Origin of the sequence: Tropicibacter naphthalenivorans (assembly GCF_900176475.1) — a bacterium.
GTDB lineage: Bacteria > Pseudomonadota > Alphaproteobacteria > Rhodobacterales > Rhodobacteraceae > Tropicibacter > Tropicibacter naphthalenivorans.
This window is the reverse complement of record NZ_FWXX01000010.1, coordinates 57,380-82,216: the sequence shown is the minus strand read 5'-3', so window position 1 is coordinate 82,216 and position 24,837 is coordinate 57,380. Positions and strand designations below refer to the sequence as shown.

The window sequence follows — 24,837 nt, the reverse complement described above, 5'->3', positions numbered from 1 at the left end:
CCTGATCTTTCCCGGCCCCTCTCTCCCTCTCGCACCAAGGTGTTCCCGACGCTTGGCTTGATTTTGTTCTTGTTATGTTCTATGTTCAGAGCCAAGCCAGAATGGGGGTTCCACCATGGAAAGCACCAAGCACGCCCTGCCCGTAACGCCCAAGCAGATCGCCTATGCGCGGTCGCTCGTCCTGCGCAACCGGACGCTCCTGCCCTGGGAAGTTCAGCAAGACCGGAGATCTTTGAGCGGTTGGATCGAGGCTCAGGCCCGGCTGAAGCCGGTATCGGACATGGACCGTCTGCCGACCTCGAAGCAGGTAGCCTTCGCGGAGAAGCTTGCCCGGATCAAACGGCGCGCCGTTCCGGAGGAATGTTTCCGTGACAAGGGGCTCATGTCGAAATGGATCGACGGGAACAAGTGATCCCGGCACTGGCTAGCTCCGGCCTTCCGGAGCTTCTGCCATACCGTGGCTTGGCAAACCGAGCGTAGTTGCCAACCTGTAGATTGGCAGATTGGACCTTCGGGACGTCAGCCTCGGTCAAACTCCTGTCCGAAGGACACCGAAGGGCCAAGGTCTGGTCGCGGCGGCACACCAGGAGGTACACCACTGCGACCTTCGGCAACCACTGCAAGTCGTTGCCGTCTTTCGACCCAGCGCCTTCAGATCTCCCTCCACGTGGGACTAGTCCATAAATTCTTTGGAAATGGTGAGATTGGAGCGTCCACAACGCTGGAAAAGCAACCTCATCGAAGAAAACTATAGTGGTCTTTTGGGGCAGAGACGTCGCCGTGTGCCAGTCTCATGTCTTCGGACCCCGCCAAACAGGCGCTTGCGCCGCAACGCGTCAGCCGACGGCCGTAAGCGAGTAGTGCGGTGTCCCATCCCAAACAAGATCCCAAGACGCGCCAGGCCGGACGTTCTGGATGGCGTGGGGCTCGAAGCAGACGAGGCAATTCCCGCCCGGCGCGGGAGCCCGAACTGAGGGGTAGATCAGGCCACGCGATCCAGCCCGGCGCAGATGCTGGGCGAGGCTTTGGCCCTCGGGATATCCGACAGCCGGATCCGGATGCAGTGCGGGATGGCCCGGCTCGTCGGTCATGTCATCGAAGACGCCGATGAAATCCGCCAGCAATTCCACATAGCGGGCGCTGTCATGGAAACTGCCGGTAAAGCCGAGTTCGCGTGTTCGGTGCCAGGCCACTTCGCTGACGGACACCATGACATCCCATGCGCAATACCAGGCGCCGCGCTCCTCGGTGTTGAAGCGGTTTCCGCCGGCGCGGGTATAGGTGAAGGCGGCGTTGACATGGCTGTCGCCGTAGATGCGCAGATCTTGGCTCCGGCGCTGCCAGGCAAGCTCGCGCGGGTCCAGATGGGGATTGCGGCCACGTTCCGCCAGAAGACGACCGCTGGTCAGGCCCTCGATCTCTGCCAGGATCTCCATCTCGTCATCGGAATCGACGAGACCGCGCAGCGACGGTGGCTTGTGGTAAGTGGCGGGCAGGAGACGAACGAGACCGCGATCGGAAATCTCGGTCTGCTTCATGCCCCACCACGCAACGCATCAAGATAGGTCCGAACCGCGAGGATCTGCGGCAAACCCCCGTCGATGGCGGTGTCGACTGGTCGGCTTCCACCAAAGAGCGGCCCCTTGTTCGGTCGGGTGAACCAGCTTTTTGCCAGAGGCTCCGAGAAGTAGAGTTCGAGCGACTTGAAGATGCCAATTACAGCGCTGAGCCGCAGCAGTTGGTCCTTGGTGAGCTCTCCGGCGAAATCCGGCTTCTTGGCGCGCTTCCACGTGCTCTCTGACATGTCGGCAAGGCCAGCCGCTTCCTTGAGACTGAGACCCCAAGCATCGGCCACGCGTGCATAAGCTTTCAACGCGACGGCGTTGATCTGTGCGGGTTCCCGGATTTTCTCTGCAACGTACATGGCGTCCTCCATTGGCTTCAATATAGTCCATATGGACTTACTGTAAAGATCAAATGAACCTTACGCTTTGATCTCTGTTACCCGAACCGCCGCCCTCCTTCCGTGAACGTATACGCGTTGACGATGATCCCCTCCTCGATGGCCTGGTCTGAGGTGAGGTGGTCGTATTCGGCTTCAAGCTGGCGGTAGAGCCAGCGGGCCAGATCACGCAGCGCCTCGGTCACGACTTCTTCCGCATCCTCGGTCGGCGGCTGCCAGGTCGCGCTGTCCCGCGTGATGTCCACCGACATGGTGTATTCATGGTAGTAGCGGCCACGGTGGCTGGCCTCGGCGGCGAGTTGGTAGAAGTTCCGCCGCTGGATAGCCTGCAGCCGGTCGGCGATGCCGTGCAACGTCGCGTCCTTGGGCGCGTAGTCCCGAATGCGCGCGGCGGCGCCCTTGACGTGGGACCAGTAGCCTTCGAACGAAGCTCCATCACCCTGGCTCCAGAAGCCGGAGAACCAGATGCAGGGCTTGGCCCGTGTCCCGCCACTCATCAGGCGGACGGAGGTGGCTTTCAGGCGGATGCCGAGGAGCTCGCAGACCCGCTCGAAATCCTCATAGACCGCGTCCCACCAATCGTCATGGGGACCAAGCTCGCGATACCAGCTGCGCGCCTTCTCCTTGGCGGCATCCGAGAGTTCGGGGAACTGGTAGACGGTGGTGCAGATCACCTCAGGCATCGATATCCTCCCCGTTCAGCGCAGCGACCAACCATTCTTGCGTGCTGGACCAGCAGATGGATTTGCGAGCGCCGAGATCGATGGCATGCGCGCCACCGCCGAAGGCGTCGAGGCGCGGTCGGGAGCAGGTCAGAGCATACTGGAATCCCCAAAGGCCGGTGAGGTCGAGGTCTTCGGCGAGGCGCAGCACAAAGCGGATGACGGCTTCGACATCGCCGTGCTCGTCGTCATGGATCCAGAGGGTGCTGCCCTCGGACGCGTCCTGGCGCGCGAGGTCGAAGCCCGCGACCTCCGGGTCGTCAGCGTCCTGATCCGCAGCGCGGAGTTCCTGAAACAGCGCGAGCGCGCGGGCGGCCTTTTCGGGTGTGCCGACGTCGAGCAGGCATGAGAAATGGGTGAAGTAATCCGCCATGGGAACCTCCTGAATGGGGAAGACCCGGCCAAGAGGCCGGGTACTGAATCGGGATGAAGGGTCGGCCGGGAGCGATCAGCCGATCGACGTGTCGTTTGCCGCCTTTCGTGCGGCATGCGCGCAGAGCATCTGCCGGTAGAAACGCTTGCGCGCGGTCCGGAGGCCGCAAACAGCGCGCGTGTCGGGGTGCAGCGCCCGGACCGCCGCGCGGACCACTGCCAGTGGCGAAGCGGTCGGCGGCAAGCCAAGACTTAGATAAGTGGGATCGGTCATGTCACGTGACCTCGACCACGGGCGAGACGAGATGCGGATCGACCTGTGCCTCGATCCGTTCGGTCCGACCCATCCAAGGCTGGGGCCGAATGGCCTTCACCCAATCGGCGAAGCTCGGGATGAAGCCGAGGTCCTCCTTAACATGCTGCTCGCCGACCCAGCGGGTCGGGATGACGCGCCCGGTCGACAGCATGAGGGTCGGGCCGAAAATCGTCTCGGCCATGAAGATGCCCTCCGCATGGTGGCGCAGCGCCCGGTGCCGAAAGTCGGCTGTGATCTCCTTGCTCTGGTCGAACCAGGAATGCACGGCGAGGTAGTCGTCGACCGTGCCGCCCCATTTCTTCACCGAGGACAGGGCGTGGTGATAGGGATGTGCCATCGTCGCCTCCTCACAATTCATGGGTGTAGAGTTCGGACGAGGTGAAGCGCTCGTTGAACTCGAGGTGGATGGAACGAGCGCTCGCATCGAAGCAGAACTCGCCGTAAGCCCCGTCGTTGTTTTCCCAACCGCCATGGGTATCAGAAAGGAAGTCGTAGGCCAGTTGCTCAACGACATCTTCGAGCGAAAGCGCCCGCATCTCGACCTCCGGGTCGTCCCAGGTCAATGCGGCATAGGCGATCGCGGTCTTGGGGAAAGCAACCTCGGTCTCGCCAGCGTAGGCTTCGATGCTTTCAACCTGGCCGCTATCGCCATAGCCGTCAAAGCTCACGGTCACATGGGTGATGCCCGCGGCAGTCAGGCCATCGAAGAGGCGCTCCTTGTTGGCTGGACGCAAAGCTGCGATCCGCGCGTCACGCTCGGCCTGCCGGGCCAGCACGGCGGCGAAATCAATCCTGGACGGCGCCATCGGCGCGGCCAGGGTGGGTTCGATCTTGGACATTGGAAACTCCGAAATGAGGGAAAGGATCTGAACCCCGAGGCTCTCTCTCGTCCTCCTAGGCTCACATCCTCCCCTGCCCTTCTCTGACTCTCGGGCGTCACGCCGCGATCTGCAGGGCGCGAGACGCGAAGACACGCCAGAGCGGATCGACAAGACGGGCATCGAGAACGTCGGCGTGGTGCCGCAGCCGTCGCGCGAGGCTATGTTCATGCCACTCGGCCGCCCGCATGGCCTGCGCGCGGGTCTGGCTGGCCTCGGACACGACGGCGCGGGCTTCGGCGGCATCCGAGACCGGGTGGCACCATGCGACCCCGCCATCATTGGTAGCCCCGGCCAGAACGAGGCGGCCCTCCCGATCGAGGATTGCCAGGATGCGCGGAGCGTCTTCAGGTGTGATATCTTCGGCGTGAACGATTGCCCCCTGCATGGCGTCGGCCAGCGTTGCAAACCGCTCCAGTACCTTGGGGTGTGCCTGCCCGGACATGAGAGCCGCGGGCGCATGGCAAGCCGTCGTGAGCGCAAACGGCAAGTCTTGATCTGCAAGAACGGTCAGGAAGCTCGGCGGCAAACCTGTTTTCTGCGTTTCCGGCTGAGTTTGGAGAGGAAGGTCGAACATGGGCATATCTCCGACGGTGCGGAGAGCCTCTCTCCCCGCTTCAAACCGTCAAAGACCAAACCGCCCCCTCGGACTCTCTGTCGCTGATCGGGCCGATCATTTCGGCGTTGGTAAATCGCCCCATCGAACCCGCAAGTAGCGCCCTTCGCGCTTTGGAAGATCTTTTCGGTCGATCATGCGACCCGAGACCTGAAAATCCTCGTTGATCTTTACAACCAAGAGCTTGTTGAAATGCCCATTGGTATCGACCACAACCACATCCTTTGTCTTGAATGGCGTAATGGTTTTGACCTCGACATGATCATTGCCAAGTCTTCCGTCAGCACCCTGGGCGTAGGTCTTGTTCAGCTTGATACCGTACGTGATAGCACCGAACAGCTCACCGATATCGCCGTAGACAGAGAGGTGAAGGCCGGTCTCGAGGTGATAGCTTTCCGCGAGGGACAGGAGATCCTCAAAATATGGGATCATAGACCGGATCGCGTTCGGGTATTTAGCGCCCCACTCCTTGTAGCGAAGCTGCTCGTCGACTTCCGACCAGGTAACCCATTCGCCGTCATCATAAAATGCACGATCTGACCAATCGATTTCTTCCATGCGCGTACTTCCAATACCTAAACATGTCGGGCACGGTAGCAGATCGATGAAACAGGGACGAGACCGGAGGCGATATCGCCTCCGGTCGCCACATTAGCCAACGCGGTCGAGGAGCTTCTTGGCGCGCCCTTCCATGTCGAGGCGTGCATCCTGCTGAGTCTTGTCGCGAGCGAGCCGCGTGATGCCCTGCACGAAATCGAAGATGCTCTCGGGCGGGCGGCCTTCCTCCATCAGCACCTTCTCGATGATCTTGCCGGATTCGGCCTTCGAGAAACCGCGCTTGCGCAGGAAATCCGCGCGGTCCGCGTCGCTGCGCGCCACGATCTGCTGGCGCGCCGCCTTGATGCCGTTCACGAACCCCTGCGGCGAGGAATTGGCAAACCGCGTCAACGCGGGCGCGGCCTCATGTGCGAAGCGCGAAGCGGCGTATTTCGAGTGACGGATCTTGATCTCCTGGAAATCCTCGACGCCCCAGAGGTTGCGGTTCTGGCACACCGCCCGCAGATAGAAGCTCGCCATGCCGAGGGTCTTCGCGCCCACCTCGGAATTCCAGCAATAGAAGCCCCGGAAATAGAGATCGGGGGAGCCGTCCGCCAGCTTGCCCGCCTCGATCGGGTTGCGATCATCGACCAGGAACAGGAAGACATCGCGGTCCGAGGCGTAGAGCGTGGTCGTGTCGCGGCTGATTTCGACATCGGGGTTGTAGACCCCGGTCGACCAATCCAGCACACCCGGCACCTTCCAGCGCGTATCGCCCGTGCCATTGCCCGCGATGCGCTGAACCGCCTCGACAAGCTCGAAGTCATGGATGCGGCCGTAGTCGGGACCGGTCACGGCGCGCAGTTCCGTGCGGCCATCCTCGGTCTCGAAGGTCTTCACCTGCTCGGCGCGGTGGTTGGTCAAACCGTATTGCAGGTTGATCCCCGCCAGAGGCGCGGGAAGCTGCCGCAGGTAGGATGCCGGGGCACCGACGATGCTGGCAAGCTGGCCGAAGGCCCAGTGCGTGGGTGCGATCGGCTCATGCGCTTTCGGCAGGACCAAGTGCAGCCGCTCTGCACTGTCGCGCGCTGCCTCGACACGGATGTCGGCGGTTTGCACCACCCGGCTGCGGCTGCGCTCAGAGCGACCCTTCACATTGGCCCAGAGATCGTCGAGCGACAGGTACCGCTCGTCATCCGGCCTGTTGAACCATTCGGACGACACCCGCCCATTCCGGTCACCCCGGCTCACATCCACTTTCCAGCCACCAGCCCGCGTCGGCTGTACCGCATCCAGAACTTCCACAACGCCCATCGGCATTCCTCCGCGACAGGCGCCGGGAGCCACTCTCCCAGCCCTCAACCCGTCACCGGGAAACCGGCCAACCTCAAACTCTCTCGGGCAAACGGCGCTAAGTCGGAGGCGCCGCACGCCCGCAACTCGCTGGTGTTGACCTGCGTTCAAAAATGGCAGAGGTTAAACAAGGCCTTTCTCGCAGGCCGGTGTGCCCGCCACGCGAAGCTTTGCAGCGATCTTAATTTCGAACAGCAGACCTCATGCCATCGGCGGGTCTGATTAGCAGCGGGCACCTAGTCAGATCCGGCTTGGACATGGATCATGACAGAGAACACTAAGCTCAAGACTTTGAAACTACTGGCGAAGCGTTACGCTAGGGCGACGGGTCAACCACAGCACGTAGCGCTCGACTTTGTTGCCAGTCGAATGGGCTTTGCTCATTGGAATGCGTTGACAGGCAGCGCCAAAGGAGAGTGGGTTCCCTCCGAAGCACAAGTTGCCACTATCAAGGCCTTCGTGGAGCGGATCACTTCCTACGAGGGTGCGACCTTCGACCATATCTTCGGAAGCCCCGATGCCGTCACTCGAGGAGAAGTACGGGGGCATCCATACGAACTGAAAACAATGCTTGGTGACGTCCGCATGGATGGTGAGGGTTGGCAGATCGTGCTGCCAGAAAACCCTTTGGCCGCCCCTCGTGTCGAGATCGACATCAAGCATGCCCAGACCAGCCCGATGAACGATCGCGTGCTACGTGAAGAAGCCATCGGGATTGCGAGGGAATTGATGCAGAGCGTCAAGGCGCGGCGATTTGCCGATTGGCCACGGCGCGCCACAAAGCCGGATGCGGAAGGAAATGTGCGGCACCCGTTCTTGGAGATGGAGGAATCGAACCTCTGGTACTGCCTTCACTGCAACTCAGAGATCACCGGCCCACAGATCGCTGGAAACCAATGGCACTGCCCCAGCTGCGGCGCATCACCAATCAACATTTTTCCAGAAGCCTTCTGGCTGGAACCGACCGATGAAAAACCAGTGCCAGTCCAATCCCGCGCCGAAAGGCAAGAGATTGAACCCATCGTGTCAATTATAGATCCGCGGCCAAGGCTTGACCTCAACAGTGACCAGGTGACCCATTTGATCCGGGCTGCCCTGTTCGAGGATGCGACCAATGCCAGCGAGCGCATGGGAGCGAGTCTGGCCGAAATCTGGGTTGATGCCGATCTCGACGTGGTTGTTTCCTTCGAGGATCACTACTGGCCCGAGGACAAGGAGCCGACTGCTGCGATCGAAGTGGCCGCACTGCTTGGAATCGAGATTGAGTTGGAAGTTACTTGGTCGGATCCGTTGTTCGCATGGCCCGGTTTGGGCACCGTGACCCAGAGCACGGCCGAATATACGCGTTTGATGCTCGACGCGTATCGCAGTCACGGCGCGACCAGAACCAAAGACGAAATCTAGCTCGTGCGCAGGTTGAACAATTAGGCGCATTCAAGGCGCTCAGCACCGGTAGGCAAGCGTGGATGCCTTTTCCAGGGGCCCGAAGAGACTTTTAGCCCGGCGGTTTAACCCGCCGGGCCGAGGGGGAGACCCCGCTCCTCAGAACGGGATCTCATCGTCGCGGTCGACCAACTCGGGGTTTTCGTTCTCGGCCGACTTCGGGCGGCTCAGGAAGTCGACCTTCTCGGCGATGATCTCGCAACCGTAGCGGTCGTTCCCCATGCTGTCGATCCACTTGGTGTAGTGGATGCGACCGTGGACGAGGACCTTCATGCCCTTTTCGCAATGCTCAGCGACCGTCTTGCCGAGACCGTTGAAGCAGGTGATGCGGTGCCATTCGGTGTCCATGACACGGTAGCCGTTCTCGTCGCGCATCACACGGCCTTCCGAGAGGCGGGGGCGCGAGGTGGCGAGGCTGAAGTTGGTGATCTTGGTGCCGCTCTGGGTGGTGCGGACTTCGGGGGTCTGACCGATGTTGCCGGCGAGGATGACGATGTTCTGCATGATAAGCTCCTGTTTTTCCTGTCTTCGGGACCGTCCCTTCGACAAGACCCTGAAAAAGCCCGTCGGGTGACGCGTGCACGGTGGACGGAACGGACGCCGGAAACCCCCAGAGGACCGGGGTGGAGCGGGCAGGACGCCATAGGCGGCCAACTCGGCCCGGGCTGACGCGGGGTTGCGCGCGAGAGCCCGAACGGGATTAGGGGATTGTCAGTCGAAGGGACGGCCCAGAAGACAGAGAGATACGGGGAGCCCATGCCAGACCATGTCTCCTTGCCAATCGGGACTGTTTGACCCAAAGCCCAGCACACCGCTAGCGGCCTAAGTGGCTATCACCAGCTCTCACCCCTGCCCGCGCCTGCCGAGAAATCCAGGGCCCTACCGCGATGGGTTATCGATACCGGGAAATCCAGGACACGGACCGCACCAACGGCTGCTTTCGATCTCGACGTACTGTCGCTCAGCGAGCTGAAGAAAATGCAGAATGACGTCGCCAAAGCGCTTGCCACATTCGAGGATCGGCACAAGGTGGAAGCCCGCGCCAAGGTGGAAGCTTTCGCCCGGGAACTCGGCTACTCCCTAGCCTACGGCGACCCCGAACAGCGCACCGACTCCAGCGGTCGCCGCCATGGCGAGTGCACCCCAGAGCGTGACCCTTGCAGCACCTCGAATAACACCAGCACCGCCAGCAGAAGCGCCTAATCCACCAAGAACCGCGAGGCCGAGGATCGTCGACACGGCGACCAAGAAAACGATCCGTGCATCCGGGACGACCAGTGCGACGATCAAGGGCAGCACCGCACCCACGGCGAAGGTCAGCGCCGACACCAAGGCGGCCTGGATCGGGCGGGCTGTCACGGTCTCGGAGATGCCAAGCTCGTCGCGGGCATGCGATCCGAGCGCGTCACGTTCGGTCAGTTGCACGGCCACCTTTTCGGCAAGGTCTCGGTCCAGCCCTCGCTCGACATAGATTTGGGTAAGTTCTTCGAGTTCGGCCTCGGGTGTTTCCGCCAGTTCGCGGGTCTCGCGCGCAAGGTCAGCGTTTTCCGCGTCAGTCTGAGAACTGACTGAGACGTACTCGCCTGCCGCCATGGACATCGCGCCGGCCACGAGGCCAGCCAGCCCCGCTATAAGGACCTCCGGCTTTCCCGATCCTGCTGCGGCGACGCCGACCACGAGGCTTGCCGTCGACACCAGCCCGTCGTTCGCGCCGAGAACGGCGGCCCGCAGCCAGCCGATGCGATGCACCATGTGGATTTCGGAATGCGAGAGGCGGCTCATGGCGTGGCTCCTTGCGCGATGTCATCCTGCCCGGAGGAGACAGCCTTTGGTTTCGGAATAGTGGGTTCATGGGGCGCGATGCGCAGCGCGCGGAGGGCGTTCAGGATCACTGCAACGTCGATGACCTCCTGCAGGAGCGCCCCCTGCACCGGAGTGAGATAGCCGAAAGCCGCCGCGATCATGCCCATGACCGAAAGGCCGATCCCGGCGACAACGCTTTCGACAGCGATGCGGCGCGCGCCGCGCGCGATCTCGATCCCTAGCCCGAGCCGGTCGATACGGTCGACAAGCAGCACGACATCCGCCGCCTCCGCCGATGCTGCGGCCCCGCGTGCGCCCATCGCGACACCCACATCGGCCGCCGCAAGCGCGGGCGCGTCGTTCACGCCGTCGCCCACCATCATGACGGGCCCGTGCTTGCGCTCGCTGAGGACGAGCAGGACCTTCTGGTCCGGCGTCAGCCCGGCCCTCAGACCGTCGAGCCCAAGCCCCTCGGTGACACGCTCGGCCACGTCGGCGCGGTCTCCGGTCGCGAGCAGGATCCGCGCGATCCCCTCGCGGCGCAGGCCTTCCAGCATGGCGCCCGCGCCGTCGCGCAACGGGTCGGACATCACCAGATACCCCGCCAGGTGACCGTCCACTGCCACAGCGACCAGGACCGATCCTGCGCCTTTGGCGGGGTGATCGTCTCCCATTCGCCCAACGCGGGACACAACGAAACCGTCGCCGCCGACGATCACGCTGTGGCCCTCGACATGACCCGCGACCCCTTCACCCGGAAACTCGGCAACCTCGGATGGCACGGGCAACGAGAAGCCCCGCGCCTTCGCGGCCGCAACGATGGCCTGCGCGACAGGGTGCTTGGAGGCCTGATCGAGCGCGGCAGCGAAGCGCAGGATGTCGCCCTCGGCCATGCCGTCATGGCTGTCGATCGAGACGATTTGCGGCCGGCCGTCCGTCAGCGTGCCGGTCTTGTCGAGGATCAGCGTGCGGATGCGCGCCATCGTCTCGAGCGGTCCCGCGCCTTTGATCAGCACCCCGAAATGCGCCGCGCGCGACAGGCCTGCGACCAGCGCGACCGGCACGGCCAGGATCAGGGGACATGGCGTTGCGACGACGAGCACGGCGACGGCCCGGATCGGATCGCCCGTGAACCACCAGGCAGCGAAGGCAATGCTGACCGTGACCGCCAGAAACCCCAGCGACCAACGGTCGGCCAGCCGCGACATCGGCGCCTTGGAGGCCTGCGCCTCTTCCACCAGCCGGACGATCCCGGCATAGGTGCTGTCCTTGGCCTCGTGAGTTGCGATCAGGTCGAAGGCTTCGCCCGCATTGGTCGATCCGCTCATGGCCTCGGCGCCGTAACGGAGCCGGACGGGCAGGGATTCCCCCGTCAGCGCCGAGGTATCGACGAAGGCCGTCTCTGAGCTCACGGTGCCATCCACCGGCACCACGTCGCCCTGCCGGATCAGAAGGCGGTCGCCGGGCGCAATTTCGTTCAGCGGCACTTCCTCCAGCCCGCCATTCCGGTGTCTTGTCGCGGTCCGAGGCACACGGGACAGCAGGTCGTGCATTTCACGGCGGGCACGCCCTTCCGCGAAGGCTTCGAGGAAGGTGCCGCCGGAATACATTACGGCGACCACCGCCGCGGCGAGGGTCTCGCCGAAGACGAGCGCCGCCGACATGGAGAGCGCGGCGACAATATCGAGGCCCACTTCGCCGGAACGCAGGCTGCGCAGGATCTCGACCACGAGCGCGGCGAGCGCGGGAACGACGCCCGCGATCCAGACCGCGTTCGCGACGTCGGGTTCGCCGGAAAAGTAGAAGGCAAGTCCCGCAATCAGGCCGGTCGCGGCAATGAGCAGGATAGCGGTCTTGAAGCGGTCGGTCCGTGTCGTTTCCATGCGGCTCATCTCCCCTCGGCTGAGGCGATTGCCGCTGGCTCTTCGGAAAATAGTCGTCCGACTCCCACGCCCCTTACGTTGACAACATCATCGCGCAAGAGGAACAGGGCGTCGAGGCCGCTTTGTTTTGCGAGCGTCGCGCCTTTGACCGGCCCAAGCACCATGAGGGCCGTCGCCCAGGCATCTGCCTCTGCACAGCTGCGGGCCACGACCGTGATGGAGGCCGGCGACGCGATCAGCGGCGCTCCCCGCCTCGGGTCCATCGTGTGCGACAGGCGGCGCCCCTGCACCTCGACCCAGTGACGGTAGTCGCCCGAGGTCGCGACGGCGGCATCCTGAAGCGCGAGGATCGAATGCGGCGTCCGGCGCTCGGCGTCCGGCGCCTCGACCGCGATGGTCCAGGCTTCACCGTCCGGCCTGAGGCCCATTGCACGCATCTCGCCATCGATCCCGACGAGTCCGTCGGATATGCCTTGATTGCGGAGGATTTCGGCCAGTCGATCCACGCCGTAGCCCTTGGCGATGCCATTCAGGTCCAGCGCGATGGGTGCGGCCTTGCGCACGTGTTCGCCGTTGATCTCGAGCACGTCATGCGCCGGGCGGCGCGAGGCGGCCATCGCGGTGCGGATGCCATCCGGCGCGGCGGCCTCCGGTCCGAAGCCCCAGGCCATCACCGCGTCGCCCATGCCGATGTCGAAGGCTCCACCAGAGGCGCGGCCAATTTCCAGGCCGAGGCGTAGCACCTCGAGCAATCGTGCAGGAACAGCGATCCATTCACCGATCGGTGCCGCGTTGAGCCGCATAAGGTCGCTGTCCGGCTTCCAGGTCGACATCTGTCCGTCCACCTCATCCACGGCCGCCTGCAATGCCGAGCGGACCGGCCCCGGGTCGAAACCGGGGTCCGCGAATAACAGCGCCGACCACCTCGTGCCCATCGTCGGCCCGTTCAGCGCGATGCGCGCCCGCTCAGTAGACATCTTCGACATACCGCCCCTCCGCCTTCAGGACTGCTGGTGTCAGCCCGGCCGGCGCGAGGATCTCGGCCAGCGCCTCGGCCACGCCGGCGGCCATGTCTCGTCCGCCGCAGACCATCACGCGCGCCCCATTGCGGATGAGCTCCGCGACCTGAGTGGCCTCGCTGCGCAGCGCGTCCTGGACGTAATGGGGACGCGCCCCGCGCGAGACGGCCGTGACCAGCCGGCTTACACGCCCTTCGTCCTGCCATCCGGGGAACTCCTCGCCGTAGAAGAAATCGCTGTCGGGATGGCGCATGCCGAAGAACAGGTGGATCGGCCTGCGGCGCGTATTGCCGCGCACAAAGCCCGCTAGCGGCCCGATGCCGGTCCCCGCGCCGATCAGGATCAGGGGCGCCCGGCTTCGGCCCGGACGGAAGCCGGGGTTGGGGCGCAGGAAGGCGCTCACCGTGTCGCCAGGTTCCAGCGCTGTGAGCTGACCCGAGCAGAGCCCGCCGGGATGCTTCTTGACCACGATCTCGATGAAGCCGTCGCGGCGCCCAGAGGCGAGCGAATAGAGCCGCGGGACGGTCCCGCCTTCGGGCAGAATGCCGATCAGGTCACCCGTCTGGAACCGTGCGAACCCGCCCCCGAGCAACCGTTGCCAGAGCGCAACGCGGGGAAGCGCGAAGCGGAGGATCGCCGTCGGGGCCTGCACCTCGGCGCCGTAGTCGCGCCGCGAGACGAGGGTCAGCGTGGTCGTTTGCGGCTGGACAGGCCGGTGCGACAGTTCGAGTTCGATCCCGAGAGCGTCTCCGAGCGCCCGGCCCCAGCGCGCGAAATCCTGCGGCGACTGGCGGTCGATTGTGTCGAAAGCCAGCAGTTCGGGCCAGCCCTTCGCCTCTGCCGCAGTTGCGACGGACTCCGCGTAGGCGCAATAGGCCGGAAAGCTTCTATCGCCGAAGCCGAGCACCGCAATAGGGATGTCCGCCGCCCGGTCGCACGCGTTGAGCCGGTCGAGAAAGCCCTTGGCCGAGGCAGGCGCGGCCCCGTCGCCATAGGTCGCGGCGAGCAGGATGATCCGCCGGGCGTTGGTGTAGCGCTCAGGGCCGAAGCCCGACATCGGGCCGACATGGACGCTCTGCCCGGCTTTCGTCAGCGCGGCGTGCAGCGTCGCGGCAAAGCCCCAGGTGCTGCCGCCCTCGCTGCCGACAAGCAAGATCGTCTCGGCGCGTCCGGCGGGCTGGTTGCCCCGGATGCGTGGTCGCCCGGGCCGCCCGGCGAGCCAGACCAGCACGCCGGTCGCGCCCATGGCCGGCACGCCGAGCGCCATGAGCCCCAGCACGAGCCCCAGCGTCGCCGCACCCTGTCCGGTGTGCAGCATGTAGATGGTCTCCGAGACGCGCTCCCACCCGGTCAGGTCGGCCCAGGCCAGCAGCGCCCCGTCGCCCTGATCGAGATATCCGGTGCCCCGGTCGGTCTTGAGCGTGAATACGTCTGTTGCGTCGCCGGGATAGGGAAAGCTCAGCTCGCGCAACTCGGCGACCGGCGTTCGCCGAAGCGTGGGCATCCGGCCCGGAGCGAAGCCGGTCTCCCCACTGACCTCGGCAGGGGCGACCGGCAGGACGCCTCCGTCCGGCAGGAGATCGAAGGTAGACGCCGTCATCCAAAGCGCGGTCGTGGAGGACAGGACGAGGCCGACAACGGCGATGCGTGCGATCTCGGCGTGCAGCCGCCCGGCAAGCGGTCCGCGCAAGGGTGAAAACCAGCGTCGCCAGCCGCCCACCCGCCGCGCGACCAGCGTCGCGCCGGAGAGCGAGAGGATCAGCATCGCGGCCGCCCCTGCGGCCATGGCGATGCGGCCGCCGTCCCCGAGGAACAGCGAGCGGTGCAGGTTGGTGAGCCAGCGTTCGGCCTGGTTCGGGTCGGCCGAGGCTACGCCCTCACCCGTCGCCGGGTTGATTACGGCGGCACCCGGCGCGCCCTGATCGAACCAGTAGGCAGTGATCCGACCGGAGGGCGACCGGCGGATCTGCTCGACGCCCGGATAGACGGCCTGGATGCGGTCCGCGAGAGCGGCTACGGTCAGTCCGGCTTCCGCCTGCGGCGCGGCGATGCGCTCGGCCGCAGGGAAGACCGACAGTGCCGCGCCGCTCAGGCCCAGGATGGTGACGAGCGCAAGGGCCAGAAGACCCGGCCAGCGATGGAGTGCACGGATCATGGCCCCACCCTTCACATGTCGTAGGCGAAGCTGGCGATGTACCGGCGCCCGCGCACCGGCGTGCCCGCGCCGTCGGTCGTGAGCGGTACGGCCACCTCGTTCGGACTGTCGCGCATGTCCTCGACGGCCGCGTCGATGTGGAGCGTGTAGCCCGCATCAAAGAGCGCGTCGGCGAGGTCGAGCGTGATCTCGAGCGTGCGGCCCGCGCCGACGCTGGCGCCGGTGATTCCGTTCACCTGCGCGGTGTCGCCGCCGGTGGCGCGGTACCAATCGCTGAGGTGCTCGTAGTACTTGGACTTGCCGCCAGCCATCCAGAGACTGCCGACATAGGCGCCCGAGGTGTCGGTGACGTAGAGCGCGAGATAGGCCCCGTCGCCGCCGTAATTGTTGAGGGTCGTGGTGAGCGTCACCGGCCGCGCCATGGCGAGGCCGGGGAGCGTCAGCGCGGTGGTGAGCGCGAGCGTTGCGAGAAGCGATTTCATCGGGTTGATCCTTGTTCGGAGAGGAGCTTGAGAGCGGTTCAGTTCACCTGAACCTGCGGCGGGGTGCCGTTCCCGAAGAGGCCGTTCTGCGGAGGGGCGACCGTGCCGGCGGGCGCGGGATTGCGGGCGCCGCCACGGTCGTCGTCCTCATCCTCGTAATCCATCTCGACGATCTGCAACGTCGCCGGATCGAGCTTCACCTCGATCTCCCGGCCATCCTGATCTCGGCCCTCGATCTCGTAGCAGCCATCGTCGATCTCGAAGTCGCGCACGGTCCAGCCGTTTTGCTCAGCCAGCTGCATCACGGCCTCGCGCGGCTGCCACTGGTCACGGGGCACGCGGCACTCGTCGTCGTCGGCCAGGGCGGCGCCAGCGGGCAACAGGGCGATCAGGGCGAAGGCGGTCAGGGTCTTCTTCATGGCAGGGTCTCCTTGTCATCTGCTGAGGACAATCTGGAGACAGGACCTGAGGCCTTCCTGACGCGTCGGCGATTCCCGCTTCAGCTTGCCGTCAGGAAAATGGCCCCGCCGATGAGGGCGGGGCCAAAAAGGTGCGAGCGCAGGCCACAGGGCTGACATGGCGATGCGCCCTGCCCCGCGGTTAAGCGAATTCGAACTGCTCGAAACGGACACGGCGAGGCGTTTGGCCTTGCGCCTTCAAGCCCTTCAGGACCCCGTCCTTCAGGCCGGTTGGGCCACAGAACCACAGATCGGCTTGCCGGACTGCGAAAGGGGTGGCGCTGATCAGCCGCTCAGCCGTGAGCCTGCCATCGCGCGCCGTGACGAACACCTCGAAACTGAACCTCGGGTTGCGGGCAACCGCAGCGCGCAGCGTCTCTACGCCAATCGCTTCATCTTGTGTCGGAACGCAGTAGATGAGGTGAATGTCGCGACTCTCCGCCTCTGTCAGGCTTTCCGCCCAGGCGAGGAACGGCGTGATACCGATGCCGCCGGCAAGCCATATTTGGCGCGCACCGCCCTTGCGGAAATTGAACCGTCCATATGGCCCTTCGACCTGCACACGCGTTCCGGTCCGCAAGATGGCGGGCAGGCTTCGTGTCCAGCCACCCAAGCCCCGGATGGAGAACGTCAGGGTGCCGTCAGGGCGCGGGGCGCTGGCGATCGTGAAGGGGTGCGGCTCGGACAGTCCCGCCTCTGGCGCGCGGAAGAAGGCGAATTGCCCCGGCCGCCACCGCATGGCCCGCCCCTCGGGGCGGAGGGTCAAGGTGGTCGTGTCACCGGTCTGCCTGATCTGGCTGACGGTGAAGTCTCTACGCCGTAGGTGCGGAGCGAGCAACTCGGTGAAGATCCAGGCGACCACTCCGGCGATGCCGAAAGCATTCAGCACCAACATGAATGTCGGTTCTACCCCAGCAGGCATGTCGACAAAAAACTGGTGAAACACCACGATTGCAAAAAGGGCTCCCATGAAACGATGGCTGAACCGCCAGAGCTGATAGGGAATCTCGAGCCCGATGAAGGGCAATCTCCGGAACCAGCTGACAGCGACTAGGGCGAGAAGTGCGTTGAAGGCAAGTTCGCCCGCCTCTTCACCTAGGTCCCCAAGGGAGGTTTCACGCACCAAACGCTCGAAATCCGGCTCTATCTGCTGGTGCAGTATCATCAGGACCATCGCGGAAATGCCGAGCCATTTGTGGACCCGGTACATTCGATCGAGACCGCCGAACAATGGTTCCACCAGTGGCGGCCGTGCGGCGAGGATCAAGGTCTGTGCCATCGCGACAACTGCCGCGGCCCCGACGGCAATACCAAATGCTGCATCCGCACCATAAGGCGCATAGGTGTTCATCCCGAGCAGAGCCGCCAGCAGGCATGGCAGCGCCACCAGCACCGGGCCCGTCAGGGCCAGAGGAGAGTTGAGGGAAAGCCGAGGGAGTGTGGGAAGGCCCGGCGCGGAGACATTACCATCACGATGCGCCGTATCAGTCATCGTCGCGTCTCTCGTGATCGCGGTCGCGACGATCATGCTCGTCGTCCTCAAACTCGAACTCGATTACTTCCAACGTGGCCGGGTGGACCGTCACCTCGATCGCACGCCCTTGGGCATCCCGGCCGTCAATTTCGTAGCAGCCATCGTCGATCTTGATGCGGCGCACCGCCCAGCCATTTTCCTCGGCAAGACGGGCAACCGCGTCGCGCGGCTGCCAATCGGCCATCGGGACGAAGCAGTCGTCGTCAGCCAGCACCGCGCCGGCCGGGAAGACCGCGAGAAAGCCGATAATTGTCAATGTCTTCTTCATGGGGCACACTCCTAGTGGCTGGCCTCTTGATGCACTTCATGCGCTGCGAAACTGACGGCAGCCTGAACGGGGTCGACCCGCAGGCTTCAGCTTCGTGTCAGGCAGACGGATCATGGAGGGACAACGGACAAGGACGGGTACGACCATGCGCATATTGCTGATCGAAGACGACACGACCCTCGGCGCTGCCGTGCGCGACCAGATCGCAGCCGATGGCCAGTCAGTGGATTGGGTTACGCGGTTGGATGCGGCGGGCGATGCGATGGCTGCTACGTCCTACGACTTGATCCTGCTCGACCTGATGCTGCCGGACGGGCGTGGCATCGGGTTCCTCAAGGTTTTGCGCACGCGGGGCGACGTGACGCCGGTCATCATTCTTACCGCACTCGACCAAGTGTCGGACCGCATCGAAGGCCTCAACGCGGGCGCAGACGACTACCTTGTGAAGCCTTTCGACCTGTCGGAACTGTCGGCGCGGATCGGATCGGTCGCGCGGCGCTACAGCGGCAACCCCAACCCGATCCTGACCCACGGACCGCTCGACATCGACCTTGCTGCGCGCAGCGTCCATCGGGATGGCAGACATGTGCCGCTGACGGCGCGGGAATGGGCGCTCTTCGAAGCCTTCCTCGCGCGCCCCGGGCAGCTCCTGTCCAAGGCGCAGTTGGAGGAGAAGCTCTACGCCTTCGACGCCGAGGTCGAGAGCAACACCATCGAGGTCCATGTCAGCCGCCTGCGGAAGAAACTGGGGAGCGCAATCATCGAAACCGAGCGCGGCATGGGCTACCGCCTGGGCAGGCCATGAGGTGGCCCGCAAGCCTTCAGGCGCGGCTCGGCCTATCCGTGGGGCTGGTGCTGACGGTGCTGTGGCTGCTGGCTGCGACGGTGACGGCCGTGATCGTCCGGGCCGAAATGGACGAGGTCTTCGACAGCGCGCTCCGTGAGACAGCGGAGCGGATCCTGCCGCTGGCAGTAACCGACATCGTCGGGCGGGAAGATCAGGGTGTGACCCAGCGGCTCGCCCCGATCCGTGCGCACGACGAGTTCTTCACCTATCTCGTGCGCGATGCCGAAGGCCGCATCCTGCTGCAATCGCATGCGGCGGACCCCACCGTGTTCCCCTCCTATGACGGGCCCGGGTTTCGCCAGACCGCGACGCACCGTCTCTACAGCGACGCGGCGCTTCAGGACACGATCCGCATCACAGTGGCCGAGCCGCTGGCCCACCGCATGTCGGTGGCTCGCGAAATCCAGATGGGTCTCGGCCTGCCCTTGCTGATCGTGCTTCCAGTGGCCTTGATCGCGATCATCCTGGCAGTTCGCTTCAGCCTTGATCCTCTGCGCCGGTTCCGCGCGCGGCTGGAAGCACGTGGCGCTCGCGACCTTTCGCAGGTTCCTCACGAGGGGCTTCCAACTGAAATCGGCCCGTTGGCTGATACGCTGAACAGCCTGCTGGCCAGATTACGTGAGGCGTTCGAGGCCGAGCGAAGCTTCGCCGCGAACGCCGCTCACGAGTTGCGCACACCACTCGCGGGAGCGATCGCGCAGGCGCAAAGGCTCAGGTCGGAAACCAAGGACCGAGCGGCTGCACAACGTGCGACCGACATCGAGGAGACGCTGAAAAGGCTGACGCGACGCACAGAACGCATGATGCAACTCGCGCGGGCAGAAGGCGGGCGATTGAGGATGGACAAAAGCTCGGATCTGAGGGGCGTTGCGAGAATTGTGGTGGACGATATTGGCCGCACGGGCACGCCAGATCGTATCAGGCTAAATCTTCCCGACATGGCTGTCATGTCAGATCTTGATCCCGACGCCTTCGCCATTCTGTGCCGGAACCTCGTGGAAAACGCTCTTCGTCATGGGGGACAGACTACCCCGGTCGACGTCACGCTGACCGCATCTGGCCAGTTCACCGTGGCAAATGACGGCCCTGTCGTGCCAGGCGAAACACTCGACCGGCTGACAGCGCGTTTCGAGCGGGCCTCTGCCACCTCCGACGGCAGCGGCCTGGGTCTTGCCATCGTCGCCGCAATCGCAGAGCGGATCAGCAGCCGCCTTGTCCTTCAATCGCCGCGGCCGGGCCGGACCACAGGTTTTCAAGTATCGCTCAGGTTGCCGATAGACGACAGCGAGTGACAGCGACATCCACTTTGGTTCCCAAAGGGTCAAATGCAGCCTTGGGATCAAGATCATCAGGGCCTGGCCTGGCGCGTCGGTTACCGTGCTATGCAGCGTCACGCTCGGAAAGGCAGCGCACAGCGCCAGCAGCCTGTTCGGAATGGACCCCGCGCTGATGAACGTCATGTAACCAGCGCTCACCATGAGGGTGACCGCTGTTTCCAGCATATAGGGATGGTCGACGAAAAGGCTTCCCGAACATGGTAGAAGCAGACTGTCGGAAGCGATTGTTAGCCGACTGACTATCCCCGGTCACGGGGGCATTACTAGGCCCAGGTGCACACCTGTGCCACGCCTGGGCCCTCGGGAAGTGAGGCCGAAGCTTCACCCGAACGGGTCGTATTCCGAGACGATCACGACCTCGTCGCCGTCGATTTCATCGGCGGGGACGGCACCATAGGTTCCATCACCTGCCTGGAAGACGACGATCGAGACCATGAGCGTGGCGGCGAGGGAAGCGGCGAAGGCGTGAGCATCTTTGCGGGACATCTGTTTGGCTCCTGTCTTGGAGGCGGAGGACCATCCCCCGCGCGACAGGACCCCGCAGGCCCGAAGACTGGCTGACATCACCGGGTGCGTTCGGCTCGTCCGAATCCACCCGGCGGCACGGGTTCGCCCGTAGTCCGACCCCTCGCGGGTTGATCTCGAAGACAGGATTCGGGGCAAGGAAGGGAATGGCGAGCGGGGGATGGTGCGACCGCTGACTGGAGCCGTATGTTCCACTGGTGCTTTCGCTGCCAGCCTCCCGGGCAGGCTCTTGGATGACGATCCCTTTCCGTATTGGAATGGATCCTATGGTGCCCCGCGATCTCGCGGGACAGGGGCGTCATGGATGAGAGGCCCGCTCTTGGGCGGGCCCCTTGGGTTCTACATAGGCTCAGGCGGCAAGCTCCGCGTCCCCTGCCCTACCGGCGTCTTCTTCGCCGACAATCTCCAGCCGCGCGTTGCGATAGCCTTCTCTGGCGATCCAGAGTTCGGCAGCCGTGACGGACTCGGCCAGGTGGAGCAGCTCCGTGCAGCCGCCGAAATCCAGCACGACGCGCACCTGTCCGGGCTTCGGCTCCTCAGCCACTTCGAATGTCAACGCACTGTCAGCCGAATGAGTCCGCATGATGGTGACAAGAATGACCCCGTCCGAAGAGAAGTTCCCCTCGTGCAGCGTGAACGACGCCGGCGCCGTCCAGGTCGGATAGGGTCGCGGCGGCTCCTTCTTGACGAGACGGCCGACGCCGTTCGAGCGCTCCCAGGCCGCGAGCTTCTTTGTGAACCGGGCGGGCGGTTTCGTTGTGCTATCGGTGTAGCGAATGAGCGCGCCCAGGGGCGCGGTGTCGAGAATGGTGGTTGGAGACATGATTCCTCATCCTGAATGCGTCATTTTGCATTCATCTTATTGATATTGTTGTATTTTATGTGATTGAGCGCGGGTTTCCCCGCCCTCGGATGGAGCGGATCACTCCGCGGCCATCATCGACGCATCATCACCCGGCAGGTCAGCGGTGAGGAAGGCGGGCAGATCGACATCCTCGGACAACTCGGTGTCGGGAACGTCACCAGACGCCCCCTGCCCTTCTTCACCTTCGAGTGCCGCCAGATCGTGACGGCGAAGCACCTCCGGCAACCAGCCGCTGCCCTTCAGAAGGCGCTCGGCCTCGGTCGCCATCTCGGCCTTCTTCAGGTGATCGAGGAGCTGCGCCGTCCCCTCCCCTTTTGCCTCGCGCACGGCTTCAAGGATCCGGGCCTTGGGCACGCGGTTCAGGTAGGTATCGGCCGTCGGCTCCCAGCCAGCCTCGACCATATCGAGATCGACTGCCTGTGCAAGCAAGTCGGCCTGCGCCATCCGTCGGGTCAGACCACTGGCGGAGATACCGGCACCGTAGGGGTTCACCTTCTCGTGGAGCGCGTTGATCCCGAAGCTAAGGCAATGCGCGAGCAAGGACAGCCGGCTCACCTGATCGAGGGAGGTCAGGTATTCCCAGAGAGCGGCATCGTCGCCAAGCGGAAGGTCGGCCTCCCACTCCGCGTGGCGATCGTCCACCAGCTTGGCAACCACGCTGTCCTTCAGATCGCTGGCCTGCGCCGACATGTAGACGTGACGCACCGATGCCTCGCAGCACCCGCCTGAAGCGCTCGACATCCGGAAAGTGTCGTTGACGAGCTTCAGGAGCAGCAGCGTCAGCGCGATGTCGGGAGAACGCCCGACAGCTTCGCGCAATGCCAAGGTGCGGTACGCCGTCAGCTCCATGACCAGCCGCTCGGGCAAGGGCTTCAAGGCACCATCGTCTTCTTCGTCCGACAGACCCGCCCCGAGCGCTTGACCAGCAGAGGTGATCACCGTGCCATGGCCGATACCATCCACGTTGCTCGTCGCCGAAAGCTCAGCGCCCTGCCTGTCTGCCGCCTGTTCACCGCTGTGGACGTCGGCCTCTGTCCGAGGTTCATCCTCCGGCCGCACAAAGCCCCGATAGACGGAAAGCTCGCCAGAGCGATCAAGCGTCACAAAGGCCCCTGCCCGCGCGATCTCCTCCGCGTCGAAGATCAGCGGCCGCGTCTCGAGCTTCTCCATCGCGACTTCGAGTTCGCCAAGGCGGGCGTCGGTCTCTTCAGGGAATTCGTCCTGGCCCTCGTACTCCTCTTCGAACGCCCGGTATTCGGCGAGCAGCTTGGCATGGGCCGCGCCTTCGTCATCCGACATCGGCGCCGGATTACCGTTGAGCCGTCGCAGGCCGTGGCTGTAGCCATAGGGCAGGTCGAGCGAGACCTCGATCCATTTCCAACCTTCGGTCGCGATGGCTTCGGCTTCAGCCTGAAGCTTCTCGCTGACCAGGCGATCGAGCAGGGCAGGGTCTTCCAGCCATCCGCCGTCGTCGCCCTGGAAGAGGTCGTGCAACATGGTGCCGCCCGCCGCCTCGTAGGCCTCGACGCCGACAAAGACGGCGCGCCGGTCAGAGGCCCGCACGGAGGTTTCCGTCAGCATGCGCCGGATCTGATAGGGCTCCTTGTTCCAGGACGACTTGATCGCCTCCCAGACCTGAATCTGACGCTCGTGGTCCGGATTGACCGTGAAGGCCATCAGCTGCTCCAGCGTCATTTCATCCTCGGCATAGAGCTCGAGCAGGGCAGGGGCCACGGCGGCGAGTTTCAGGCGCTGTTTCACCACCTGCGGCGTGACGAAGAAGGCGGCTGCGATCTCTTCATCGCCTTGACCCTTCTCCCGAAGCGCCACGAAGGCGCGGAACTGGTCGAGCGGATGCAGGGCTGCGCGCTGCATGTTCTCAGCGAGCGAGTCGTCTTCGGCGAGGATCGCGGAAGTGGCATCCCGCACGATGCAGGGAATGGGCGTGGTCTTGGCCAAGCGTTTCTGCTTCACCAGGAGAGACAGGGCCTGGAAGCGCCGACCGCCAGCGGGGATTTCGAACTTGCCGGTCTCGGAACCATCATCCGCCAGAACGGGTCGAACGCTCAGGCTCTGCAGCAACCCGCGGCGGGCGATGTCTTCGGCCAGTTCCTCGATGGAGATGCCGGCCTTGATGCGCCGGACGTTGGACTGGCTCAGCATGAGTTTGTCGAAGGGAATGTCCCGGGACGGGGACAGGGTGACTTTCTGGGCAGATTTCGCCATCAGATCTTCTCCGCGACGGGCGCCGGAAGCCACTCTCCCGATCTCACTTCCCGTCACCCCTTTCACAGCCCATCTCTACCTCTCGACATGTCCACCGCGGTGGACATCACGCAGTTGCTGCCCCAGAACGAGAAAGCCTTTCCAACAACAGTGATGGGTTGAAGTCAGTTTCTCTGCGACCGAGCGTGATGCTGTGGAAATACGCTCCAAAGTCTCGGATGCGATTGCTCATCTGGAGAATTATGAAGATGGCGCATGATGCTTTTTGAGAGCCTATCTTCTTAGCAGCCTTTTCGAAGGTGCTTTCGTGGATTCCCATCATTGGAGCGAGCGTTCTCGCGTGGCTTTCGACATCGTGCCAGTTCCTAAGTGAGTTCGTTGCGAACGATGTAGCCTGGTCACAAACGGTTGTGAGCGTTTGCAGGGGAGGTGTTTGGCTGTTGGTCCCGCTTTCTAAATCTTTTTGTTCTTTTTTAGACTTAGAATGGTGGCGGACAGTTTGCCCGTCATTGGCGGGCAGTTTCATTGTTTCTGGTGCGTCCACCGCGGTGGACATCTGTTTGCATTGAGCCTCCAGTTCGCCGAGCAAAGTACGATACTCCGCGATCGAGAGCTTCCTCCGAAGAACTCGGCGTACCTGATGAGTGAGTTCGTTCTCGGGGTCAGCTTCGTCGATCTGAGCAAGTTTGGTTAGGATTTGCTTTCGCAAAAACACGCGATCCCGACGAGCGTTTTCCATCGCTTGGGCTGTCGCAAGTAGTTCGCCGGCACGCGCGAGCAACGGAGCCAGCGACAACCCATAGCTAATGGACTGACCTTCGGAGGACTTCACTCGGTATCTCTTGCGATTTGGGCTGTCGTGGCGCTTCATGAAACCGAGTTCAACAAAGCGATCGATGTGCCTACGGAGGGTTCGTTCATCGATCCCGCCAACTCGACGGCAGATCTCGTCGTTGGAAGCGAAGACTGTGTCTCCATGCCGAGGCTTGAGAAAGCTCAGCATCGCTTGGAGCGTTTGAACATGTCCTGGACGGAGACCGAACAGGCTGCGAGTATCTCTGAGCGCGCGGAAGACTGCCCAGATGTCGGTTTCAGGTGTTGACGTGGCGGGGGTGCCCTTGCCGACGCCAAAGGTCTGAACGGAAAGCTTTGTGAATGCCATGTTTGTTGAACGACGACCGTTGCGGCCCACAACTTCCCCGGCTCTTCCCGCTGTTTTTGGCGAGAAAAGGCAA

At 63.7% G+C, this 24,837-nt stretch carries 27 protein-coding genes; 4 read left to right on the top strand and 23 right to left on the bottom strand.

Annotated features, from left to right (window positions below; all coding sequences use genetic code 11):
• The first annotated feature begins 115 nt into the window (after positions 1 to 115).
• On the top strand, positions 116 to 412 hold the full coding sequence (locus tag B9A11_RS17450) for a hypothetical protein (protein WP_054540781.1): 297 nt from the start codon (positions 116 to 118) through the stop codon (positions 410 to 412).
• A 424-nt stretch (positions 413 to 836) separates the two neighbouring features.
• Here the strand turns inward: B9A11_RS17450 and B9A11_RS17445 are convergent, their stop codons facing one another.
• The 10 genes from B9A11_RS17445 to B9A11_RS17400 all read right to left on the bottom strand — a co-directional run bounded on the left by B9A11_RS17445 (position 837) and on the right by B9A11_RS17400 (position 6,718).
• A complete protein-coding gene (locus B9A11_RS17445; RefSeq protein WP_054540782.1) occupies positions 837 to 1,538 on the bottom strand; it encodes an RES family NAD+ phosphorylase in 702 nt (233 codons plus the stop codon).
• Positions 1,535 to 1,936 (bottom strand): MbcA/ParS/Xre antitoxin family protein, encoded by a 402-nt coding sequence (locus B9A11_RS17440; protein ID WP_028095451.1) that lies wholly within the window; start codon positions 1,934 to 1,936, stop codon positions 1,535 to 1,537. Before B9A11_RS17440 ends, B9A11_RS17445 begins: the two co-directional genes overlap by 4 nt.
• A gap of 65 nt (positions 1,937 to 2,001) precedes the next feature.
• Positions 2,002 to 2,646: a hypothetical protein gene (locus B9A11_RS17435; RefSeq protein WP_054540783.1), complete on the bottom strand. Its 645-nt coding sequence runs from the start codon at positions 2,644 to 2,646 to the stop codon at positions 2,002 to 2,004.
• The gene (locus B9A11_RS17430) at positions 2,639 to 3,058 is read right to left on the bottom strand and encodes a hypothetical protein (protein ID WP_054540784.1); all 420 of its coding nucleotides are present in this window, start codon (positions 3,056 to 3,058) and stop codon (positions 2,639 to 2,641) included. Before B9A11_RS17430 ends, B9A11_RS17435 begins: the two co-directional genes overlap by 8 nt.
• A 75-nt stretch (positions 3,059 to 3,133) precedes the next feature.
• Positions 3,134 to 3,331, bottom strand: a complete 198-nt coding sequence (locus B9A11_RS17425) for a hypothetical protein (RefSeq protein WP_058249044.1) — start codon at positions 3,329 to 3,331, stop codon at positions 3,134 to 3,136.
• Position 3,332: 1 nt separating this feature from the next.
• A complete protein-coding gene (locus B9A11_RS17420) occupies positions 3,333 to 3,710 on the bottom strand; it encodes a DUF6915 family protein (RefSeq protein WP_054540785.1) in 378 nt (125 codons plus the stop codon).
• 10 nt (positions 3,711 to 3,720) lie between these two features.
• Complete coding sequence (locus tag B9A11_RS17415; protein ID WP_054540786.1) at positions 3,721 to 4,212, bottom strand: DUF6878 family protein; 492 nt, start codon at positions 4,210 to 4,212, stop codon at positions 3,721 to 3,723.
• A 97-nt stretch (positions 4,213 to 4,309) separates the two neighbouring features.
• On the bottom strand, positions 4,310 to 4,828 hold the full coding sequence (locus B9A11_RS17410; protein ID WP_054540835.1) for a hypothetical protein: 519 nt from the start codon (positions 4,826 to 4,828) through the stop codon (positions 4,310 to 4,312).
• Between the two features lie 96 nt (positions 4,829 to 4,924).
• The gene (locus B9A11_RS17405; RefSeq protein WP_058249043.1) at positions 4,925 to 5,425 is read right to left on the bottom strand and encodes a hypothetical protein; all 501 of its coding nucleotides are present in this window, start codon (positions 5,423 to 5,425) and stop codon (positions 4,925 to 4,927) included.
• Positions 5,426 to 5,518: 93 nt separating this feature from the next.
• Positions 5,519 to 6,718, bottom strand: coding sequence for a hypothetical protein (locus B9A11_RS17400; RefSeq protein WP_038147531.1), 1,200 nt, complete (start codon positions 6,716 to 6,718; stop codon positions 5,519 to 5,521).
• Positions 6,719 to 7,021: 303 nt separating this feature from the next.
• Here B9A11_RS17400 and B9A11_RS17395 point away from each other — a divergent pair, with 303 nt between their 5' ends.
• Entirely contained in the window at positions 7,022 to 8,161 is a 1,140-nt protein-coding gene (locus B9A11_RS17395; protein ID WP_234988888.1) for a hypothetical protein, read from the top strand.
• 138 nt (positions 8,162 to 8,299) lie between these two features.
• Here the strand turns inward: B9A11_RS17395 and B9A11_RS17390 are convergent, their stop codons facing one another.
• From B9A11_RS17390 to B9A11_RS17345, 9 genes are all read right to left on the bottom strand, one after another.
• Positions 8,300 to 8,704, bottom strand: coding sequence for a single-stranded DNA-binding protein (locus B9A11_RS17390; protein ID WP_008335991.1), 405 nt, complete (start codon positions 8,702 to 8,704; stop codon positions 8,300 to 8,302).
• Positions 8,705 to 9,280: 576 nt separating this feature from the next.
• Complete coding sequence (locus tag B9A11_RS17380) at positions 9,281 to 9,982, bottom strand: VIT1/CCC1 transporter family protein (protein WP_007803257.1); 702 nt, start codon at positions 9,980 to 9,982, stop codon at positions 9,281 to 9,283.
• Positions 9,979 to 11,886: a heavy metal translocating P-type ATPase gene (locus B9A11_RS17375; RefSeq protein ID WP_058249042.1), complete on the bottom strand. Its 1,908-nt coding sequence runs from the start codon at positions 11,884 to 11,886 to the stop codon at positions 9,979 to 9,981. The genes B9A11_RS17380 and B9A11_RS17375 overlap by 4 nt, the downstream gene beginning before the upstream one ends.
• A gap of 5 nt (positions 11,887 to 11,891) precedes the next feature.
• A complete protein-coding gene (locus tag B9A11_RS17370; RefSeq protein WP_007803253.1) occupies positions 11,892 to 12,872 on the bottom strand; it encodes an FAD:protein FMN transferase in 981 nt (326 codons plus the stop codon).
• On the bottom strand, positions 12,853 to 15,060 hold the full coding sequence (locus B9A11_RS17365) for a PepSY domain-containing protein (protein ID WP_058249041.1): 2,208 nt from the start codon (positions 15,058 to 15,060) through the stop codon (positions 12,853 to 12,855). Before B9A11_RS17365 ends, B9A11_RS17370 begins: the two co-directional genes overlap by 20 nt.
• An 11-nt stretch (positions 15,061 to 15,071) precedes the next feature.
• Entirely contained in the window at positions 15,072 to 15,542 is a 471-nt protein-coding gene (locus B9A11_RS17360) for a DUF2271 domain-containing protein (RefSeq protein ID WP_054540790.1), read from the bottom strand.
• Between the two features lie 38 nt (positions 15,543 to 15,580).
• Positions 15,581 to 15,961: a PepSY domain-containing protein gene (locus B9A11_RS17355; RefSeq protein ID WP_038070264.1), complete on the bottom strand. Its 381-nt coding sequence runs from the start codon at positions 15,959 to 15,961 to the stop codon at positions 15,581 to 15,583.
• A 181-nt stretch (positions 15,962 to 16,142) separates the two neighbouring features.
• Positions 16,143 to 17,528: a ferredoxin reductase family protein gene (locus B9A11_RS17350; protein ID WP_058249040.1), complete on the bottom strand. Its 1,386-nt coding sequence runs from the start codon at positions 17,526 to 17,528 to the stop codon at positions 16,143 to 16,145.
• A complete protein-coding gene (locus tag B9A11_RS17345; protein WP_054540793.1) occupies positions 17,485 to 17,802 on the bottom strand; it encodes a PepSY domain-containing protein in 318 nt (105 codons plus the stop codon). Before B9A11_RS17345 ends, B9A11_RS17350 begins: the two co-directional genes overlap by 44 nt.
• A gap of 145 nt (positions 17,803 to 17,947) precedes the next feature.
• Here B9A11_RS17345 and B9A11_RS17340 point away from each other — a divergent pair, with 145 nt between their 5' ends.
• A complete protein-coding gene (locus tag B9A11_RS17340) occupies positions 17,948 to 18,607 on the top strand; it encodes a response regulator transcription factor (RefSeq protein WP_054540794.1) in 660 nt (219 codons plus the stop codon).
• Positions 18,604 to 19,941, top strand: a complete 1,338-nt coding sequence (locus B9A11_RS17335; RefSeq protein ID WP_054540795.1) for an ATP-binding protein — start codon at positions 18,604 to 18,606, stop codon at positions 19,939 to 19,941. The genes B9A11_RS17340 and B9A11_RS17335 overlap by 4 nt, the downstream gene beginning before the upstream one ends.
• Positions 19,942 to 20,307: 366 nt before the next feature.
• Here the strand turns inward: B9A11_RS17335 and B9A11_RS21915 are convergent, their stop codons facing one another.
• The 4 genes from B9A11_RS21915 to repC all read right to left on the bottom strand — a co-directional run bounded on the left by B9A11_RS21915 (position 20,308) and on the right by repC (position 24,794).
• Positions 20,308 to 20,472, bottom strand: coding sequence for a hypothetical protein (locus B9A11_RS21915; RefSeq protein WP_009574204.1), 165 nt, complete (start codon positions 20,470 to 20,472; stop codon positions 20,308 to 20,310).
• Positions 20,473 to 20,860: 388 nt separating this feature from the next.
• Positions 20,861 to 21,334 (bottom strand): hypothetical protein, encoded by a 474-nt coding sequence (locus B9A11_RS17330; RefSeq protein WP_058249039.1) that lies wholly within the window; start codon positions 21,332 to 21,334, stop codon positions 20,861 to 20,863.
• A 99-nt stretch (positions 21,335 to 21,433) separates the two neighbouring features.
• The gene (locus tag B9A11_RS17325) at positions 21,434 to 23,602 is read right to left on the bottom strand and encodes a ParB/RepB/Spo0J family partition protein (protein ID WP_058249038.1); all 2,169 of its coding nucleotides are present in this window, start codon (positions 23,600 to 23,602) and stop codon (positions 21,434 to 21,436) included.
• Between the two features lie 106 nt (positions 23,603 to 23,708).
• Entirely contained in the window at positions 23,709 to 24,794 is a 1,086-nt protein-coding gene (gene repC, locus B9A11_RS17320; RefSeq protein WP_234988887.1) for a plasmid replication protein RepC, read from the bottom strand.
• Positions 24,795 to 24,837: the final 43 nt, after the last annotated feature.